Origin of the sequence: Rhizorhabdus argentea, assembly GCF_037861105.1 — a bacterium.
GTDB classification, from domain to species: Bacteria; Pseudomonadota; Alphaproteobacteria; order Sphingomonadales; family Sphingomonadaceae; genus Rhizorhabdus; species Rhizorhabdus argentea.
In genome coordinates this window covers 260634-278882 of sequence record NZ_JBANFK010000003.1, presented here as the reverse complement: position 1 = coordinate 278882, position 18249 = coordinate 260634, and the positions used below count along the sequence as shown (strand labels likewise).

The window sequence follows — 18249 nt, the reverse complement described above, 5'->3', positions numbered from 1 at the left end:
TATGATCGGTGCCATGACAACATATGTGACCGCGGACGAGAGAGTCGCCGCCAATCCGCGCAGCGGCGCGATCAAGCTCCATGGCTCTGCCGGCTTCGCGGGGATGCGCGCAGCAGGACGGCTGGCGGCAGATATCCTCGACGCGCTGGTGCCCCATGTCGTACCCGGCGTGGAGACCCAGGCACTGGACCGCATCGTCTACGATATGACGATCGCGGGTGGGGCGGTGCCGGCCACCATGAACTATCGAGGCTACACGCATAGCTGCTGCATCAGCATCAATCATGTCGTCTGCCATGGCATCCCCGGCGGCAAGACGCTGAAGGATGGGGACATCGTTAATATCGACGTGACCCCCCTGCTCGATGGCTGGCATGGCGACAGCAGCCGCATGTATCTGGTCGGCGATGTCGGCATCAAGGCACGGCGGCTGGTCGACGTTACTCATGAATGCCTGATGCTCGGAATTGAGCAGGCAAAGCCCGGCAACCGGTTGGGCGACATCAGCAGCGCAATCCAGCGGCATGCCGAAAAGCATCGCTATGGAGTGGTCCGCGATTTCTGCGGTCACGGTCTCGGGCGCATCTTCCATGATTCGCCCGAGGTGGTCCATGTCGGCCGCCCGGGCACCGGCCCCGAACTGCGGCCCGGCATGTTCTTCACGATAGAACCGATGATCAACATAGGCCGACCGGACGTGAAAATGCTCGAAGACGGCTGGACGGCCGTCACTCGCGACCGCTCTCTTTCGGCGCAGTTCGAACACTCGATCGGCATCACCGAAGACGGCTGCGAAATATTCACGCTCAGCCCGACGGGGCGGCACAAGCCTCCCTATCTCTGAGCCCGGTCTCTTGAGCGGACAGTTGCGGCGCGGAGGTTAATAGCAAGGCAAAGACCTGCCCATTTTTCGAGCAGGCTGATGATATATGCCGAGTTTTGCGGCAATGCGGCGGAATATCGATCCGATATCTCCTAGCCTGCTTGCGACTCGCATTATCGCACGCTTATTGGTGGCCTGCAAAGAGCGCTGGCCGGGGAGGGCTCAGATGAAGAAAATCGAAGCGATCATCAAGCCGTTCAAGCTCGATGAAGTCAAGGAAGCCCTCCACGAAGTGGGCGTTTCCGGTATCACGGTAACCGAGGCCAAAGGCTTTGGTCGCCAGAAGGGTCACACCGAGCTGTATCGCGGCGCGGAATATGTTGTCGATTTCCTGCCCAAGGTGAAGCTGGAGGTTGTCGTCGACGACAGCCTGGCCGATCGCGTGGTCGAGGCGATCGCATCGGCAGCCCAGACGGGCCGCATCGGTGACGGCAAGATCTTCATCCTGCCGGTAGAGGGCGCGGTCCGCATCCGGACTGGAGAGAGAGACGCGGACGCGATCTGATCGGGTCCAGCGGCAGCGAAGGCAGGGCGCAACGATCGCCCGAAAACATCCACGAATTTCTCACATGAATTTCTCACGGGGAAGGCAAGCATATGGCGAACAAGCCCGCTGACGTTCTGAAAATGATCAAGGACAAGGAGATCGAGTGGGTCGATCTTCGTTTCACCGACCCCAAGGGCAAGTGGCAGCACCTGACCATGTGCGCGGTCGCGGTCGGCGAGGATGAGCTGTCCGACGGCTTCATGTTCGACGGCTCGTCGATCGATGGCTGGAAGGCCATCAATGAGTCCGACATGATTCTGAAGCCCGATCTCGATGCCGTATGGATCGATCCCTTCTCGGCGACGCCGATGATGATCCTGGTCTGCGACATCGTCGAGCCTTCGACCGGCGAACTGTACGCCCGCGACCCGCGTTCGACCGCGAAGCGGGCCGAAGCGTACGTCAAGTCGATGGGAATCGGCGACACCGTCTATGTCGGCCCCGAGGCCGAGTTCTTCATGTTCGACGACGTGCAGTTCGATACGACCTACAACTCGTCCTATTACAAGCTCGACGACATCGAGCTGCCGACCAATACCGGAAAGGCGCTCGAGGGCGGCAATCTCGGTCACCGGCCGCGCGCCAAGGGCGGCTACTTTCCCGTCGCACCCGTCGACAGCGCGGTCGATATCCGCGCCGAGATGGTATCGACCATGCTGGAAATGGGCCTGCCCTGCGACAAGCATCACCATGAGGTCGCCTCGGCGCAGCATGAGCTGGGCCTGACTTTCGGCACGCTCGTCACCACGGCCGACCGCATGCAGATCTACAAGTACGTCTGCTGGCAGGTGGCCGCCGCCTACGGCAAGACCGTCACCTTCATGCCGAAGCCGATCAAGGAAGATAACGGTTCGGGCATGCACACCCACATTTCGATCTGGGGCGAAGGCAAGCCGCTGTTCGCCGGTAACGGCTATGCGGGCCTGTCGGAAATGTGCCTCTACTTCATCGGTGGCGTGATCAAGCACGCGAAGGCGCTCAACGCTTTCACCAACCCCACCACCAACAGCTACAAGCGGCTGGTGCCGGGCTATGAAGCGCCGGTACTGCTCGCCTATTCGGCGCGCAACCGTTCGGCTTCGTGCCGCATTCCCTACGGCGCCGGCGCCAAGGCGAAGCGGGTCGAGTTCCGCTTCCCCGATGCGATGGCCAATCCCTATCTCTGCTATTCGGCGCTGCTGATGGCGGGGCTCGACGGGATCGAAAACAAGATCCACCCCGGCGAGGCGATGGACAAGAACCTGTACGACCTTCCCCCGGAAGAGCTCGCCGAGGTTCCGACCGTCTGCGCATCGCTGCGCGAAGCGCTCAACAGCCTGTCGGCCGACCATGCCTTCCTCACCAAGGGCGGCGTGTTCACCGAAGACCAGATCGAATCCTACATCGAGCTGAAATGGCCGGAAGTCGCCCGTTGGGAAATGACCCCGAGCCCTGTCGAGTTCGATATGTACTATTCGAACTGATCGCGCGATCTGAGCTTCAGGGGGCTCCGGGGCGACCGCTCCGGGGCCCCTTCTCTTTGTTGTCATTGCGTACAGCCGTGTCTATCTGCCGTCACCCAAGGGACTCTCGATGAACGCGCCGCAGAGCATCACGATCGAAAGGGCTGCACATGGCATGCGGCTCGGCGAATTCGTCGCGCTAATGGCGGCGCTGATGGCCGTCAACGCGCTCGGCATCGATACTATGCTTCCGGCACTCACCATGATCGCGAAGGAACTGGGCGTCACGGTCGAGAACCATGAGCAGCTCGTCGTCCTGGTGTATATCGGTTGTTTTGGCGTGGGGCAGCTCTTCTGGGGGCCTCTCGCGGATCGCTACGGCCGCCGCAACATGCTGGTCGGGGCAATGGTCGTCTATGCCGGGATGAGCTTCATCGCCGCCCATGCTGCCAGCTTCGAACTGCTTCTGGCCGCACGAGCGACCCAAGGACTGGCTGCGGCGTCCAGTCGCGTGCTCGCGCTCTCGATCATCCGCGATTGCTATGAAGGCCGGCGGATGGCCAAGGTGACCTCCATGACCTACATGGCGTTTCTCGCGGTGCCGATCTTCGCGCCCTCGATCGGCCAGCTGATCCTGCTGGTCGCGCCCTGGCAATGGATTTTCTATTTCCTCGGCGCCTTTAGCCTGATGGTCGCGCTATGGGCATCGATCCGCCTCCCCGAGACGCTGGACCCAGCCAATCAGCGGGCGATCAGCTTGGTCGTCGTCGGCGATGCCGTGCGCCAGATCCTCACGAACCGCTACTCGATCGGCTACACCACGGCGATGGCCGCCGTATATGGCGGGCTGGTCGGCTTCATAAACAGTTCCCAGCAGATCTTCCTGCATACCTTCCATGCACCCGAATTGTTCGCCATCTGCTTTGCTTTCATGGGCGGCTTCATGGCTGTTGCAGCGCTCATCAACGCACATTTCGTCGAGCGCTTCGGGATGCGGATGATTTCGCATTGCGCCCTGCTTGCGATGGTCCTGCTGTGCCTGGTGCGGCTTGGGGTCGTCGCTGGCGGTCACGAAACCCTGTTGCTCTTCACCCTGCTCAACGGCCTGACCTTTTTCTTTTACGGCCTGACCGGAGCGAATTTCGGTGCGATGGCCATGGCGCCGATGGCGCACCTCGCGGGTACGGCCTCGTCGGTGCAGGGCTTCATCCAGACCTCCATAGCCACGCTGGCCGGTCTTGTGATCGGCCAGTCCTTCGCGGGAACCACCCTCCCCCTCACGCTGGGTTGGGAGCTGATGGCGCTGGCCGCGCTGGCTATCGTCCTGATCGCCGAACGCGGCCGGCTTTTCAGGCCGCAAAATCCGCAGCCGTCGCCGCTCCGCTGACCTCTCGGCTCAATAGTCCTTGGATATCTTCACGCTGGCGCTCTGCCGGCCGATCGTCGAAATGCTCGACAGCAGCGACAGCCAGCGCGTGATCTGAAACTCGACGCGCGTGGCCGAATAACCCTGCCCGTCGCTGATGACCTCCACATAGGTGCGCCGACCGATATATTTTCCGGCGGCGACCGCAGTGCCGGCGCCGATCGTCGGATCTGCCGGCAGTATGCGCAGCCGATCGAGACCGGCGGCACGCCGCACCGCATTGATCGGGTTGAGCCCCCCACCCCCGCCCCGCAGCGATCCAACTGCCGCAGCAAGTTGCAGCGCCTCGGGCGCAGAGAGATTGGTGATCGACGTCCCGAACAGCAGCCGCGAGAGCAACTCGTCTTCCGGCAGCGCCGGGATGCTCGAAAAATTGATCTCCGGCCGCTGGCCCGTGCCTGATACGGTGATGGTCGCGCTGACGCCGTTGAGGTTCGCCTTGGCGGTTATGTCGAGCAAAGGATCGGGAGGCGTTTCGCCGAGGAAGCGGATCGAGCCGCGATCGAGATCGAAGCGCCGGCCGGCGAACTCATAGCCGCCGCGCACCAGATCGACCCTACCGTTGATCGCCGGATTGTCGATGGTGCCGCCGAGATCGAGCTTGCCACGCCATTCGCTGTCGAGACCAAGCCCGGTCACCGCCAGTTGGTTGCGGGCGTCGAGCTTGATCGCCAGCCGCCAAGGTGCCCGCCGGACGATCATACCATCGTCGTCCGGCTGGTTCAGTTCGATAGTCTCGAACTGCGGGATCGTCGCTACCGCCGCAGCGCGGCCCAGCTGGAATCGGCCGCGCACCAGCCGAACGTCGCCGGCAATCGTGCCGCCATTGCCGTCGGACCTGATCGTCAGCGGGCCGGTGATCGAGGCGCCGATGTCGTCGCGGTTGAGCAGCTGGGCATTTTGCGCATCGATCGCGACATCCATGCCGATACCCTTGCCGCCAGCGAAATCGAATGCCGCCCGGCCGCTGATCGTGCCGCCGCCTTTCGTCTGGCCACCGAGCTTGTCGATCAGCAGCCGTGATCCGTCGAACCGCCCCGAAGCAGTGATATTGCTGATCACGGTTCCCGTAATGGCGCTTTCGAGACGCGCCTGGCTCGACTGCAGCGAACCGCGGATCAGCGGATTTGCACCCGTGCCGCTGATGTCCGCGCCCATGGCGACCGGCCCGGATATGTCGATCGTCTCGATCCCGATCAGCCGCCACAGCGTGTCGGCCGGCCCGCCATAGCGGATCTGCGCAAACAAATTGCCGCTGCGCAGCCGTTCCGGCAGCGTGCCGGTGGCCGGCAAACCCGCGATCCGAGCCTGGCCCCGTCCAATCACCTTGCCGCCGCTCGACACCACCGCCCGGGCCGCGGCCACGCTATCGGTCAGCACCGCGGCTACCGCGACATCGGCAGGGCGCGAGGTCAGCACCAGCCCCGATCGCGACAGGCCGGCGACCTTCAGATTGGCGCGACCGGTCGGATGGCGGGCGCCGCGCTCGATCCGATAATCGATGTCTCCCGTGGCGACGCCGGACAGGCCGAGCTGCGGGAAAAAGATATCGAGCACCGACAAAGGCATGGACTGGACGCCGGCTTTCAATTCGTTGGCGGCGCCACCGAACCGGCCGGCAATCGTCGCCTTCCCGCCGGCAAAGCTCAACATTGCCGGATCGAGCCGCCAACCATCGCCATCGCGCCGAAAGGCCGCAGGCGTTTCGATGCGGATCGGGCGGCGGTCGATGGCGCCCTCAGCTGTCAACAAAAGGCTATCCGGAGTGAAGCGGGCGACGGTGGTGAGCTGGAAACCGCGCCCCCGTGATCCCGCCAGGTTGGCGGTCACGCTGCCGCTGCCGCCGGTCATGCTGATATCGGCCCGGCCCCGCCCCAGCGTAATTCCATTCATCGTCGCGCCGAGCACGCCGGCCGTGCCTTTGGCCTGGATGCCTGCCGGATCGAGCAGCATCGTGCCGTCGAGCCGTCCTCGCCCGACGGTGAACGGCATCGGGCCGGCAAAGCTGGCGCGCTGCGCCCGGAGATGCGCCTCGATCTTCTGCAGGCCGCGTTCTACCGAAAACAGCAGCGGACCGGTGACGCTGCCACCGGCGAGATCGATCCGGCCGGTAAACCCGCCCGGATCCGACCGCAGGCCGCCGCTCCCCCTGGCGCCGCTGACAGCGACTTCGGCCACGGCAATCGTAGCAGCCTGGCCCGACGGCAGCAGGATCGAGCCATTGCTCCCCCACACGCCCAGCCGCGAGCCGCCAGAGGCGGTGTAAGCGAAGCCCTGCGGCGTCGGCATCAGCTTGACCGACACGTCCGCAAGGCCGAGCGCCGATAGCGGTGATGCGAGCAGCAGGTCGATCTTCGGCCGGCTGATATTACCATCCAAGGTCAGTTGAAGTGGACCGTAGCGCGCCTGGCTGCCGCTGCCCTTGAAGTAGAATGTCCCGTCGCGGCGTCGATAGCCATTGCCCGAGATCCGGATTTCGGGACCGGTCAGCACCAGCCGGTCGAAGTGTAGCACACCATCGGGGCCGCGTCGCAGCCGGGTATCGATGCTCGGCAGGCCCCCGGCCATCGATCGCAGGAAACCATTGTCGAACCGACGCACCCATGCACGCCCGCGCCCTGCCACCATCGTTCCGCGGCCGCCAGCGCCGGGCACGACCTTCAGTTCCGAATTGACATCCACAATGCCGATACCGGGGATGAAGTAGCGCAGCAATTTCCCTGCCAGGGCAACATCATACTGCCCAGTCCTCAGATCGAGATTGACCGAGAGATTCCCTCCGAGCTTATCCGAACTCAGCTTCAGTCCGTCGCCGCTGACCTTGGTCGCGGTGACGAGCAACACGCCATCGACTTTGAGGTTGCCGAGGATACCGCCAGCGACATCGCCGATCCCGGTCACGCGCCGCGCAGACAGCTTCACCGGCAGCTTGACCGGAGAAGCCGACAAATGGCCTTTGCCGTCCGCCCGCACCCCATCAAATCCGGTCGTGTCGAACGCGACATGATCCGCGGTGAGCGCATAGCCGAAGGCAGCGGTACCGAAGGGGCCATCAAGAGTGGCGTGGAGCCGCACGTCGCGTCCGGTCATGTTCGGGAACAGAGCTGGCGGCTTGAGCAGACGGGCATCGATCACCACGTCTTCGAAGGCGCTGTTCGCCAGGTCGAGCGTGCCCGAGCTCACAATCTCGAGCGACGGAGTCTTGACGGCCAACGATCCCGCCATGCGGCGGTCCGCGAGCGTCGCCGCGCCATCGATCCGCATCGTGGGGGCGCTCAGCCGCTGGAGTTTTCCCTTGAGGAAGCTGCTCGGCGCCAGGGTGCCGTCGAGCGCGTATTTCCCGCTGTTCGCAGTAAGCCTTAGCTCCACGAGCCTGATATCGCCGACATCCAGCGTGGCCCGCCCCTTCCAGCTCGCCCAACGCCCCGTCCCGGATATCACCCCATCTATGGGCCGTTTCCAGCCCGTCGCGCCCGCCATTACGCCGTCGGCCGGACCGATCAGCTTCGCATCGATGTCGAAACGATCATTATCCGGTTCCGAGTCGAGTTGAAGAGCCAGCCGGTCGCCGGCATTGGACGATGAGTTCAGCTTCAGCAGCGCGCGGCCTTTGGCGATATCCGCGCTGGCATCGATCCGCGCGGTCAACCGGCGGCCCGCAACCGGGGACTCGAGACGCAGGCGCTCGATTCTCAGCCGCCCGACATGGATGTCGAAACCCGGCAACAGCGGGCCTTTCTTGGGCGAAGGCTTGAGCTTCGGCAGCCTATGCAGGATCAGCAGGTCGGATTCGGCGCTGCGTATCCACAATTTGTTCGCAACCCAGGCCGCCGGCCTCCAGTCCAGGTCGATCTCCGGCGCTTCCAGGAACAGGCCGGCGCTGTCGTACAGGCGCAGATCGCGCAGCGTCGCCTTGTTCCAGATCGAGCCATCGATCCGCCCAATCCGGATGCGCAGTCCGGATGACGGCCTTAGCGCACTGATCCGGTCGATGATAAGCCTGTGCCCCGGCCCGCTGTCGAGCATCCACACCGCGGTCGAAATCAGCAGCAGGATAGACAGCAGCCCGATCGCGACCGCCCGCAGGATGGGATGCCGCCCCCGCCAGGCGACCACCCGCTGCTCCATGGTGGTGACATCCTGCGCCATCAGAAGGCTTGGCCAAGCGAGACATAGACCGCGATCCGGGAGTCGCCGCTCCGCCGATTGATCGGCGTACCGACATCGACCCGGATCGGCCCGAAACTGGTATAGTAGCGAACGCCCAGGCCGGTGCCGTAACGCATATTCCGAAAGGTCGGCAGGCGCGCGGCGTACAGGTTGCCGCCGTCGAGGAACGGCACCACGCCGAAATCCCCGAATCGGATCCGCGCCTCGATCGAGAATTCGGCGAGGCTGCGGCCGCCGGCGGGATCGCCGTTGACGTCGATCGGGCCAATCTTCTGATAGCCATAGCCACGCACCGATCCGCCACCGCCGGCATAGAAGCGCCGGGTCGGCGCGATCCGTTCCGCCGACGCCCCGATGATCGAGCCGAACCGCACCCGGCCGGCAATAACGGTGCGACCGCCGATCGGCAGATAGCTGCTGCCATCGATCTGCGCCTTGACATAGCCGAAGGCGCCGCCTTGCAGCGACAGCTCGGGCGACACGCGCGCGGCGAGACGATAGCCGCGGCTCGGGTTGAGCAGATCGTCCGACCCATCATAGGACAGGCTGGTGGGCAGCGCACCGGTCAGGAATTTCCGCCGCCGCGGCGCGCCCGTCGCCTTTACGGTGTCATCCTCCTTCGACGCCGTGATCTCGCCGCCGTAGGACCATGTCCATTTCTTCTGCCAGATGATGTTGGTCTGCCGCTCCAGACCAGCGCCGAGCGTAATGCTGCGCGCCTCGAACGCGTTTTCGTCGAGATGGCTGAACAGTAGCTGGCCGGTGAGCACCCGGTCGCGTGCCTTGTAGTTGTTGCGCCGCAGGATCGCCCCGAACGACTGTTCCTGGGTGCCGAGCACTCCGCGGAATGTGACGGCCCCTTCTGGCCGGATCAGGTTGCGATGCTGCCAGCTCGCTTCGAGCCGGTAGCCCTCGCCGGTGCCATAGCCGATCGCCCCCGATATCGTGCGCGGTGGGGCCGGCTCGAGCTTCACCGACACGTCGACGACATGTGGGTCGGCGGTAGCAATCGGCTTGATCGTGACCGACGAAACAAGGCTCGTCTGGATCAGAGCGCGGCGGAAGTCCTCCATCTTTGTAGTATCGTAGACATCGCCCGGGCGGAAGCGCGCGATCCGGCTGAGGTGCTTCGCGCTGAACAGCCGCTTGCCCTCTATGGCGATGTGGCCGATCCGTTGGGCAAAGCCCGGCTCCACCGGCATTGCGAGCGCCACGCCATGTTCGTCATGATCGACCGTCATCCGGGGATCGCCGACCTTCGCGAATACGAAGCCCTCGCGACCGAGTTCGGCCTTCAGCGCCGCCTGTCCCGCCGAGATCTTGTCCGAATCCGCCGGTTGCCCGATCTTCAGGGCGAAGGCGTCGCGCAGATGTTCGGCCCTGTCACCGGCCTGATCGAGTCCCGGCAGATCGATAGCCGAGAGCGTATAGAGCGCACCCGGCTCAACGAGCAGCGTAACGAGCAGCCGTCCGCCATTCTCCTCCTCGATGCGCGTATTGATGTCCGCATCATAATAGCCGGCCGCGCGCATCAACTGGATCAGCAGCGCCTCGTCCTGCCGCGCACGCCGGTCGATCTGGGCAGTATTGCCGCTGCCTTTGCCTTCCTCGAGCGCAGACAGCGGCTTGAAACGACTGCGGATCGCCGCCTCGCTCTCGACCGCGATGCCCTCCGGTCCCGAGAGTCCGTCGATCGCGACACGATAGCGTCGCTCGGTCGGCGCATCGCTTACCGGCGCCTCGACGGGGCTGGCGCCAGGAACGTTCGCAACGGGCAGCGGCGGCGCCTGATCGGGCTCCGGCCATTCGACCTCTATGTCCGGCATCGGCGCCATCTCCGTCGACGGATCGAGCGCAGGCAGCACCGTTTCGCTGCCGACGGCCGGTGACGGTGCCGGCTCTAGCTGTGGCGGTGGCGGGTTCCCCTGCTCCAACCGCGACTGAGCACACGTCGATGTCGGCGCCGACACGCACAGGATTGCACCTAATATGATCGAAGGAGCACGGAGCGGCGTGCGGGCGGCACTCATCCGCCAACCCTAGCGACAGGGCGCACCGCCCGCCAGAGGCTAGTGACATGCAGCGTCCACGCGAAGCTCAGGCGCGACCAGCAGCGGCCAGCCGACCCTGGCTCCGATCAGGCGCTTCGATTCAGTGAACGGTACCCACCGGCACATCCTGGCTTAGCAGCACCAGGAAGCGCTCGATCTGCCGCCACTCGCAGAACCGAATCGCGTTTCCGAGCTCGCGGTAATGCCGGCTGCGAGCCGCTGCTTCGTCCATGGCCAGCATGCCATATTGCTGGAGTAGGTCCTGCGCCTGGTCGATGCTGTTGCGATTTGCGATATAGAATAATTCTTCCAAGCGATCGGCCTCCGGTGATAGTTGGCCTCACCACTCAAGCTGCGTGCCACAAAATGGGAAATCCCGCAGAAGCTGGGCTTTGATGGTCGACAGAAGCTTTACCAAGTCCCGCCACGGGACGATCGGTACCATCGCGGTACAGGCGGGACGCGCGCTGGCGCAAAGCTGACCGGCATGGCATGGGGCAGCGATGGAACAACATAGCGGCAAGGCTTCGCGCGCAGGCGGGGCAATCATCGCCTTTTCGGTTCTCGCCGGCGCAATCGGCGGCGCGAGCATGGGCCAACCCTCGCTGGGGACCGTGATCGGTACGGTCGTCGGGACGGCGATCGCCGTGGCGCTGTATCTGGCGGATCGCCGCGGTAGCTAGAGGCTGGCTGGTCTAGGCAACGCGCCGCCCGCACCACAGCACACGACCGATTACCCGCACCGTTGCCGGATGATAGTCCTCGATATCGGCATGGGCGGAATTGTCGCTGCGGATGACGAAGGGCAGTTCGCGGCCAGCTTCCTTGACGAGGCGTTTGACCATCAACATATCGTCTAGCCGCAGCACATAGATCGCACCCGATTGGACGGCCGTTGCCGACCGGTCGACCAATATGTCATCCCCATCGCGCAGCGTCGGTTCCATGGAGTCTCCTGCGACACGGATGATCGACAGCATCTCGGGCCGGCGTACGCCGAAGCCTCGGAGCAGTGCTTCGTCGAACCCTATGGGAGCGCCGCTCTCCTCGATCTCGGCAATACCGCCGGGGCCCGCCGACGCGCCGATCTCGATCCGCGGCACCGCCACCAGATTGGCGGCCGGTGTCGCCCGCCCCGGGCGGCCGCCGAGCCTTTCCTCTGGTACACGGAAATAGGCAGCGAGCCTGAGACGGTCCTCTTCGGCCAGTTTGCGCGGCGTGCCGCGCTTGATGAACTGCTGGATATAGGCGGGATTGCGGCCAAGCAGACGCGATATGGCGCTGTAATCCTCACCGCTGTCGCGGATCAGATCGTCAAGCGCGGTGCGGATGTCATCGGCCATAGCCTCCATTATCGATAGGATTTTTCCTAGACAAGTAGGAAATCAATGAGAACATAGAGCGAACGAATGAGTCGCGAGGAATCCTGATTATGCATCTGCTGTCGACGATCGAACGCTATCTACGCGAAAGCGGCGTTCCCGCCTCGCGTTTCGGCCGGGAGGCGATGGGCGATCCCGGTTTCGTTGCGTCGCTCCGCCGCGGCCGCGAGCCGCGTGACGGGACGATCCGACGTGTCGGCGCCTATCTGGCTTCCGCCAGGCAGCGGCTGAACGGTGCGCGATGAGCGATCCCGTCAAGGCCATCACCAGCCGAATCGACCGCCGGTGCGGAGCCCTAGCGACTACCGTGCTGGGACGGAGCGAAAGCGATCCATGGCAAAGCCTCACCTTCGACGGTGGCCGGCATCAGATCGAACTGAGATTTAGCGGGCTTCGCATCGACGATGCGCTTGACGCCTTGCGCGAGGAGATCGGTGGCCCGGACTTCGCGATACCCGGGCATATGATTGCGGAAATCCGGATCTCGGGCATCGAGCGCAGCGACGGAGAGGCCTTGGTCAGGCTCGATGCGATGACCATCGCCAATTAGGTTCGGACCGGTATTTTATGAGTCGCAAATAAAAGGGCCTGGACCCTGGACTAAGATCAGCGCTTCACCATGCTGCGCAGCAGCTCGAGCGTGACGTGCAGGGGTTGGTCGAGCAGTTCGTCTCGGCTCCCCCCAAAGGGTCGAGGCGCGGGCGTCGCTTCTGGCTGCGGTGAAGGCGCGGCGGCATAGGCATGAAGCAGCGGCTGTAGCTGCGAATGAGCGGGCAGCACTCCATGGACCTCCGCGGGAGGCGGCGCTACCGGCCGCGGCGCGGCATAGCCGGCCGGCAGGGCGGCGCGCGGCGTAGCAGCCGGCGCCTGCAAGGCCGGTGCAGCCAATGAACGGCGATTCTGGAGACCACGCTCGAGCCTCGCCAGCAGATCCTCCAGTCTCGCTCGATCGAACCCCGGCTCGGACGATGCGCGAACCGCCGGCAGCTGTACAGGACTGCCCTGCACAGGCGGCGGCTCATCAACCTGCTGCTGCGGAACAGCTCGCCGGGCCGGCTGAGTGAGGAAGGCCTCGGGCGCAACAGAAGAGGCCGAAGGCGCCGGCACCGGCGTGGGTACTGACGCCGACCATTGAATCGGCGGCACCGGCTGCACGGCAGCAACTGGCTCCGGCAAAACGGGTTCTACCTGGGCGGCGTATGGTTCGGGCAGGATCGATGCCGCCGGGGACACGGACTGCTCGGCCGGCGGCTCGGGATCGGGTCGAAGCCCCGGGGCCGGCAGCCAGCTCGGCAGCCCGGCAATCGGCGGGCCCGCCATCGGCAGCCCCTCCGCTGGTTGCGAGGGCGAGACCAAGTCCTGCCGAGCGGCATGTGCGTCGGGTAGATCGAGTTGCGGCCAGGAGCCCGGAAGCCGACCATCGGCGTCCCTGCTCTCCGGTGCCCCCCACAGCCCCACGCCCTGCGCCTGCGGTGTCGGAGGCTTCGGGCTGCCTGCAGGCGGGGTCGGGAACAATGGCGGCGGCACGGTCGACTGCAGCGGCGGTGGTTGCAGCGACGGCGCATGGAACGGCGGCGGCGCAGCGGCGGCTGAGCCCATAGCACCGGGAAGTATGAGGTTGATCGGCGGGATCTGCTGATCGATGCCAGGGCGCGCCACCGGAGTTTCGCCGAACACCATGCCGAGCCGCGGCGGATCGCCGATGTCCGTTCGTGCCGACAGAGGACGTCGCGCATCGCCGAATGCGGGCGGATTCCAGTCACCTGTGGGCAGCGAGACTGGGGTCACGAGGTCGAGCGGATCGGTGGGCCGGAAGGCATCGCCCTCCTCGTCCTCATAATCGTCCTCACGCTCCCGGATCAGCGTCCGCATTCCCGCGCGGCCGAACAGCAGCCAATCCACCAGCACCCAGCCGATACCCGTGGTAAGAATGCCGGCCAGCACCGCGAGCAGCATCCGGTCATTGGGCGATATCGGCGGCTCGGCCTGGACCATGAGCCTGGACAGCCGGGTTGTCGTCGTCACCGCCTCGAGCATGTGGATCGGCACGGCGAACACGAAAAATGCCGCGGCCATTCCCAACAGCAGCGCCAACAGCGCCCCCATGACGAGGCTGGATCGTCGACGCGTCTGCTTCTGAACCATCGGAACGCCCATATGCAAAGTCTTATCGCTTACTATTACGGCGAAATTGGGATTCACTTGCTGCCGAAACAGATGGGCGCATATTATTTCAGCGTGCCTGGCCGGCGGTCAAGCGTTGGTAGACCGGCCGATAGCGCGCGACATTCACGCTCCAGTTACGCTCGCGCTCCACGAAGGCGCGGGCGATATCGCGCCGCTCGTTCCAGCCGCTCCGATTATCGAGCAGCCTCGCAAGCGCCTCGGCAATCGCCACCGGATCGTCCGGCCGGAACAATGTGCCGGTCACCCCATCCTCGATCAGTTCGCGGTGGCCGCCTACGTTCGATGCCGCGACCAGCCGGCGCTGCGCCATCGCTTCCAGCGGCTTGAGCGGCGTGACCAGATCGGTGAGCCGCATCGCCTTGCGCGGATAGGCTAATATGTCGGTAAGGCTGTAATAGCGCTCCACCTCCTGGTGTGGCACCCGCCCGACGAAGCGGATCCGGTCCGCAACCGGCGACGCGGCAGCCTGGGCGCGCAGCGCCACCTCCATCGGCCCGCCGCCGACAAGCAGCAGCACCGCCTGCGGACGTCGCGCGACCAGCATCGGCATCGCCGCGATCAGGTCATCGAGCCCCTCATAGTCGTAGAAGGAACCGATAAAGCCGATCACGTCGGCGCCACCCAGCCCGAGTTGCGCCGCAAGCGCCGCATCCGGCGGCGGGGGATCGCCGAACAGATCAAGGTCGACGCCGTTGGGCGACACCATGATCTTGTCCGCCACAATGCCACGCCGCACCAGATCCGACCGCAAGCCCTCGCAGATGACGGACACCGCATCCGCCCGCCGAACGACATGCGTCTCCAACATGCGGGTCAGGCGGTACATCGCCGAACCTTCGCGGCCTGTACCGTTGCCCACCGCGGCATCTTCCCAGAAGGCCCGGATCTCATACAGGAACGGAATCTTCAGCCGGCGAGCGGCGCGCAGACCGGCCAGGCCGATCATCGCCGGCGAATGAGCGTGGATGATGTCGGGCCGCCACTCGGCAGCCACTTCGACGGCCCGCTTGGCCAACGCGCCGATTTCGCGCAACTCACCGACCGGCGATCGTCCGGGCCGGGCCGGTGGCGTCCGCCGGAAGCTCAGGCCCTCCTCCTCGTCCGGATCGGGCAGCGGCGCATTATAGCGCGGCCCGGTGACGCCGAGCACGTCCCAGCCCATTGCCATCTGCGCCTTGAGGATCGCCCGCGTACGAAAAGTATAGCCGCTGTGGATGGGCAGGCTATGATCTAAGATATGGAGAACCTTCATCTGCGACGGAACGCGCATGAAGAGGCTTTCATTGTCAACCGGAATCGGGTCGGGACACCGTTCATGATCGACACATTGTCGCTATTGCTGGCCCATTTCCTGCTCGGCTTCGTCGCGCTCAAGATGCTCGTCCACCCCCACCTCAACGAGGAGCCGAACGAGACGGGGCGGCATTTCAAGCCGGTCCTCCCCAAGAAGCAGACGCCAAGGCGTGCGGGCGTGGAAACCGGCGAAACCAGGCCCGGCTCGAACCGTGCGTGACCTTTTCCTGATCGGCTTCCTCGTCGGGATCATGATCCTCGGATTTCGGCGGCCGTTCCTGTTTTTATGCACCTATATCTATGTCGATATCGTATCGCCGCAGCGGCTGTCCTATTATCTGCTGAGTTCGGTCCCGATATCGCTTATGGTCTTCGTGGCGTCCTTCGCCGGCTGGGCGATCAACGACGATAAGAGCCTGAGCAAGCCGACCCCGCGCCAGATATTGCTGATCGTCCTGCTGCTGCTGTGCGCCTATACGACGGCTACTGCAGACTATCCGGACGCGGCGTTGCAGAAATGGGACTGGGTGTGGAAGGCGATGGTGTTCGCCATCTTCGTGCCGGTCACACTGTACACGCGAGTTCGCATCGAAGGCATCCTGCTGTTCATGCTGCTGTCGATCTCGTCGATCGCGATCGTCGGCGGCGTGAAGACGCTGGCCGGCGGCGGCGGCTATGGCACCCTCAATCTCATGGTCGCCAACAACAGCGGCATGTACGAAAGCAGCACGATCTCGGCCTTCGCAATCGCGTCGATCCCGCTGATCCTGTACATGGCGAAATATTCGACGATCGTGGTCCCGACGATCTTCTCGAAACTCTATTGGTATGCCTTCGCCTTCGCCTGCCTGCTGATCCCAATCGGCACTCAAACCCGCACCGGGCTGCTGTGCATCGTGCTGATGGCTGTGCTGGAGCTTCGCGCGGCGCGGCGGCGGATGACCTATCTGGGCATCATGGCTGCCATCGTCATCGCCGGCATTCCCTTCCTGCCCAAAAGCTACACCCAGCGGATGGACACGATCCAGGGCTATCACGCCGATGCCTCGGCTTCGACCCGGCTGGCAGTGTGGAAGTGGACGATCGACTATGCGAAGGACCACCCGTTCGGCGGCGGCTTCAATTGCTTTCTCGGCAACAAGCTCGAGATCGACATGAGCTATACGACCGCCGACGGCACGGTGGTCAAGATGATCGGCTACGATGCCGGCCGCGCCTTCCACAACGCCTATTTCGAAATGCTCGGCGAACAGGGCTATCCGGGGCTGGCGATCTTCCTGATTGTGCATCTGATCGGTATCGTCCGGATGGAGGTCGTCCGACGAACCTACCGCAAGCACCAGGGTGAGAATGCCTGGGTTTCCCCGCTGGCGGCAGCACTCCAGAACGGCCACCTGATCTACATGCTGGGCGGCTCGTTCGTGGGAATCGCCTTCCAGCCGTTCATCTATCTCATGATCGCGGTGGAGATTGGCTTTGACCGCTATGTGCAGACCCATATCAAGAAGCGGGCCTGGAACCCGTTCCGCAAGCGCCGGCGCGAGATCGAAACCGAAGAACAGGCACAGGTCGAGCAGGAAGCGGAACCTCATCCCGAAGCTCCCACGCCCCAACCGACGATGGCGGAACGGCGGCGGACGCAGCCTCGTTGGGGAACAATGAGCGAAAAATGACGGGTGTTCGAATGCAAGTGAACGGCAATTTCGCCAGCAGCGCCGTGGGTGGTCCCCTGATACAGTCGACCGCGGATCTGCAGCAGCTGTGGATCCAGATCATAGAGTGGCCCAAAAGCCATTATCTGAGCATCGCCTTGGCGGGGCTGGCGGGCGCGATAATCGTGGCCGGCCTGTTCGGGCTCCGCATGCTCGGTACGAGGATGTGCCGGCGCAGGCATATCGGCCATTGGCCGCGCATCCTCGGCCGGGCCGTCGCGCGCACCAACCTGTTCTTCATCATCATGCTCGCGGCCAGGATCGTCAGCGGCTATGCGATGCCGCCGGCGATGGTCGCGGATACGATCCGCTTCCTGTTCATCGTCGCGACCTCGATCCAGGCGGCGCTGTGGGCGCGCGAGATATTGATCGGCATCGCCGAACATCGGGCGGGCGAGGACGAGAGTAATTCCTCGACGCTCGGATCGGCGATCGGCCTCATCCGGGTGCTGGTGACGGCGGTGTGCTTCATCGTCGCGACCCTGCTGATCCTCGACAATGTCGGGGTCAACATCACCGGTCTGGTCGCCAGCCTCGGCATCGGCGGCATCGCCATCGGCCTCGCCGCCCAGGGGATCTTCTCGGACCTGTTCGCATCGCTGGCGATAATCTTCGACAAGCCATTCCGCCGCGGCGACACGGTCAAGTGGGACCAGACCATCGGCACCGTCGAAGCAATCGGCCTGAAGACCACGCGGGTGCGCGCTGCGACCGGCGAGGAGGTGGTCATCTCCAACACCAACCTGCTCAACAAGGAATTGCACAATCTGGCTCACACCGCGCGTCGACGCGCGACGCTGATGCTCGGCGTGACCTATCAGACCCCGCCGGAAGTGCTGCGCCGGCTCCCCGATCTGGTGAAGGGGATCGTGACGCGGCAGGACAAGAGCGCCTTCCTGCACTGCCAGATGACCGCCTTCGGCGCGTCGAGCCTCGATTTCGAACTGGTCTTCGACGTGATCGACGAGGACGGCGAGGTGTTTAACCATGTCCGTCACGAAATCTGCATTACGATCCTGGAGGCTTTTGCGCGCGAAGGCATCGAGTTCGCCTATCCAACGCAGACGACCTTCACCGCAGCCCCGGATGGCACCATGATCATGCCCTACGCCGTGCCGGAATCGGCGAATGCGCCTCGAAAGGTCGGGTGACGAAC

16 protein-coding genes are annotated in these 18249 nt (G+C 64.1%); 10 read left to right on the top strand and 6 right to left on the bottom strand.

Annotated features, from left to right (window positions below; translation table 11 throughout):
• The first annotated feature begins 13 nt into the window (after positions 1–13).
• From map to AAC645_RS04300, 4 genes are all read left to right on the top strand, one after another.
• Complete coding sequence (gene map / locus AAC645_RS04315; RefSeq protein WP_340314107.1) at positions 14–844, top strand: type I methionyl aminopeptidase; 831 nt, start codon at positions 14–16, stop codon at positions 842–844.
• Between the two features lie 205 nt (positions 845–1049).
• Positions 1050–1388 (top strand): P-II family nitrogen regulator, encoded by a 339-nt coding sequence (locus AAC645_RS04310; protein ID WP_012051005.1) that lies wholly within the window; start codon positions 1050–1052, stop codon positions 1386–1388.
• 92 nt (positions 1389–1480) lie between these two features.
• A complete protein-coding gene (gene glnA, locus AAC645_RS04305) occupies positions 1481–2893 on the top strand; it encodes a type I glutamate--ammonia ligase (protein WP_340314103.1) in 1413 nt (470 codons plus the stop codon).
• Positions 2894–3002: 109 nt separating this feature from the next.
• The gene (locus AAC645_RS04300; RefSeq protein WP_340314101.1) at positions 3003–4259 is read left to right on the top strand and encodes a multidrug effflux MFS transporter; all 1257 of its coding nucleotides are present in this window, start codon (positions 3003–3005) and stop codon (positions 4257–4259) included.
• A gap of 9 nt (positions 4260–4268) precedes the next feature.
• Here AAC645_RS04300 and AAC645_RS04295 read toward each other — a convergent pair whose 3' ends face one another.
• The 3 genes from AAC645_RS04295 to AAC645_RS04285 all read right to left on the bottom strand — a co-directional run bounded on the left by AAC645_RS04295 (position 4269) and on the right by AAC645_RS04285 (position 10832).
• A complete protein-coding gene (locus tag AAC645_RS04295) occupies positions 4269–8447 on the bottom strand; it encodes a translocation/assembly module TamB domain-containing protein (protein ID WP_340314099.1) in 4179 nt (1392 codons plus the stop codon).
• Positions 8447–10498 (bottom strand): autotransporter assembly complex protein TamA, encoded by a 2052-nt coding sequence (locus AAC645_RS04290; RefSeq protein WP_340314097.1) that lies wholly within the window; start codon positions 10496–10498, stop codon positions 8447–8449. Before AAC645_RS04290 ends, AAC645_RS04295 begins: the two co-directional genes overlap by 1 nt.
• A 121-nt stretch (positions 10499–10619) precedes the next feature.
• Positions 10620–10832 carry a hypothetical protein gene (locus AAC645_RS04285; protein WP_340314096.1) on the bottom strand — a complete coding sequence of 71 codons (213 nt, stop codon included), beginning with the start codon at positions 10830–10832 and terminating at the stop codon, positions 10620–10622.
• 190 nt (positions 10833–11022) lie between these two features.
• Here AAC645_RS04285 and AAC645_RS04280 point away from each other — a divergent pair, with 190 nt between their 5' ends.
• Positions 11023–11202 (top strand): hypothetical protein, encoded by a 180-nt coding sequence (locus AAC645_RS04280; RefSeq protein WP_340314094.1) that lies wholly within the window; start codon positions 11023–11025, stop codon positions 11200–11202.
• Positions 11203–11214: 12 nt separating this feature from the next.
• On the opposite strand, the gene AAC645_RS04275 is transcribed toward AAC645_RS04280, so the two are convergent.
• The gene (locus AAC645_RS04275; RefSeq protein WP_422785794.1) at positions 11215–11862 is read right to left on the bottom strand and encodes a S24 family peptidase; all 648 of its coding nucleotides are present in this window, start codon (positions 11860–11862) and stop codon (positions 11215–11217) included.
• A gap of 89 nt (positions 11863–11951) precedes the next feature.
• On the opposite strand from AAC645_RS04275, the gene AAC645_RS04270 reads away from it, so the two are divergent.
• Together AAC645_RS04270 and AAC645_RS04265 are read left to right on the top strand one after the other, a co-directional pair.
• Entirely contained in the window at positions 11952–12146 is a 195-nt protein-coding gene (locus tag AAC645_RS04270; protein ID WP_340314090.1) for a hypothetical protein, read from the top strand.
• Entirely contained in the window at positions 12143–12451 is a 309-nt protein-coding gene (locus AAC645_RS04265) for a hypothetical protein (RefSeq protein WP_340314089.1), read from the top strand. Before AAC645_RS04270 ends, AAC645_RS04265 begins: the two co-directional genes overlap by 4 nt.
• A 56-nt stretch (positions 12452–12507) precedes the next feature.
• Here the strand turns inward: AAC645_RS04265 and AAC645_RS04260 are convergent, their stop codons facing one another.
• The gene (locus tag AAC645_RS04260; RefSeq protein ID WP_340314087.1) at positions 12508–14046 is read right to left on the bottom strand and encodes a hypothetical protein; all 1539 of its coding nucleotides are present in this window, start codon (positions 14044–14046) and stop codon (positions 12508–12510) included.
• Between the two features lie 88 nt (positions 14047–14134).
• The gene (locus AAC645_RS04255) at positions 14135–15340 is read right to left on the bottom strand and encodes a TIGR04063 family PEP-CTERM/XrtA system glycosyltransferase (protein WP_340314160.1); all 1206 of its coding nucleotides are present in this window, start codon (positions 15338–15340) and stop codon (positions 14135–14137) included.
• A 63-nt stretch (positions 15341–15403) separates the two neighbouring features.
• On the opposite strand from AAC645_RS04255, the gene AAC645_RS04250 reads away from it, so the two are divergent.
• The 3 genes from AAC645_RS04250 to AAC645_RS04240 are packed head-to-tail and all read left to right on the top strand — an operon-like array spanning position 15404 to position 18244.
• Positions 15404–15601 carry a hypothetical protein gene (locus AAC645_RS04250; protein ID WP_340314086.1) on the top strand — a complete coding sequence of 66 codons (198 nt, stop codon included), beginning with the start codon at positions 15404–15406 and terminating at the stop codon, positions 15599–15601.
• On the top strand, positions 15594–17054 hold the full coding sequence (locus AAC645_RS04245) for a putative O-glycosylation ligase, exosortase A system-associated (protein WP_340314085.1): 1461 nt from the start codon (positions 15594–15596) through the stop codon (positions 17052–17054). Before AAC645_RS04250 ends, AAC645_RS04245 begins: the two co-directional genes overlap by 8 nt.
• The gene (locus AAC645_RS04240) at positions 17051–18244 is read left to right on the top strand and encodes a mechanosensitive ion channel family protein (protein ID WP_340314083.1); all 1194 of its coding nucleotides are present in this window, start codon (positions 17051–17053) and stop codon (positions 18242–18244) included. The genes AAC645_RS04245 and AAC645_RS04240 overlap by 4 nt, the downstream gene beginning before the upstream one ends.
• Positions 18245–18249: the final 5 nt, after the last annotated feature.

What these genes read in the sequence shown, in the direction of transcription:
- map (WP_340314107.1), top strand. Translation starts at nt 14, where the DNA reads ATGACAACATATGTGACCGCGGACGAGAGAGTCGCCGCCAATCCGCGC.
- AAC645_RS04310 (WP_012051005.1), top strand. Translation starts at nt 1,050, where the DNA reads ATGAAGAAAATCGAAGCGATCATCAAGCCGTTCAAGCTCGATGAAGTC.
- glnA (WP_340314103.1), top strand. Translation starts at nt 1,481, where the DNA reads ATGGCGAACAAGCCCGCTGACGTTCTGAAAATGATCAAGGACAAGGAG.
- AAC645_RS04300 (WP_340314101.1), top strand. Translation starts at nt 3,003, where the DNA reads ATGAACGCGCCGCAGAGCATCACGATCGAAAGGGCTGCACATGGCATG.
- AAC645_RS04295 (WP_340314099.1), bottom strand. Translation starts at nt 8,447, where the DNA reads ATGGCGCAGGATGTCACCACCATGGAGCAGCGGGTGGTCGCCTGGCGG.
- AAC645_RS04290 (WP_340314097.1), bottom strand. Translation starts at nt 10,498, where the DNA reads ATGAGTGCCGCCCGCACGCCGCTCCGTGCTCCTTCGATCATATTAGGT.
- AAC645_RS04280 (WP_340314094.1), top strand. Translation starts at nt 11,023, where the DNA reads ATGGAACAACATAGCGGCAAGGCTTCGCGCGCAGGCGGGGCAATCATC.
- AAC645_RS04275 (WP_422785794.1), bottom strand. Translation starts at nt 11,862, where the DNA reads ATGGCCGATGACATCCGCACCGCGCTTGACGATCTGATCCGCGACAGC.
- AAC645_RS04270 (WP_340314090.1), top strand. Translation starts at nt 11,952, where the DNA reads ATGCATCTGCTGTCGACGATCGAACGCTATCTACGCGAAAGCGGCGTT.
- AAC645_RS04265 (WP_340314089.1), top strand. Translation starts at nt 12,143, where the DNA reads ATGAGCGATCCCGTCAAGGCCATCACCAGCCGAATCGACCGCCGGTGC.
- AAC645_RS04260 (WP_340314087.1), bottom strand. Translation starts at nt 14,046, where the DNA reads ATGGTTCAGAAGCAGACGCGTCGACGATCCAGCCTCGTCATGGGGGCG.
- AAC645_RS04255 (WP_340314160.1), bottom strand. Translation starts at nt 15,340, where the DNA reads ATGAAGGTTCTCCATATCTTAGATCATAGCCTGCCCATCCACAGCGGC.
- AAC645_RS04250 (WP_340314086.1), top strand. Translation starts at nt 15,404, where the DNA reads ATGATCGACACATTGTCGCTATTGCTGGCCCATTTCCTGCTCGGCTTC.
- AAC645_RS04240 (WP_340314083.1), top strand. Translation starts at nt 17,051, where the DNA reads ATGACGGGTGTTCGAATGCAAGTGAACGGCAATTTCGCCAGCAGCGCC.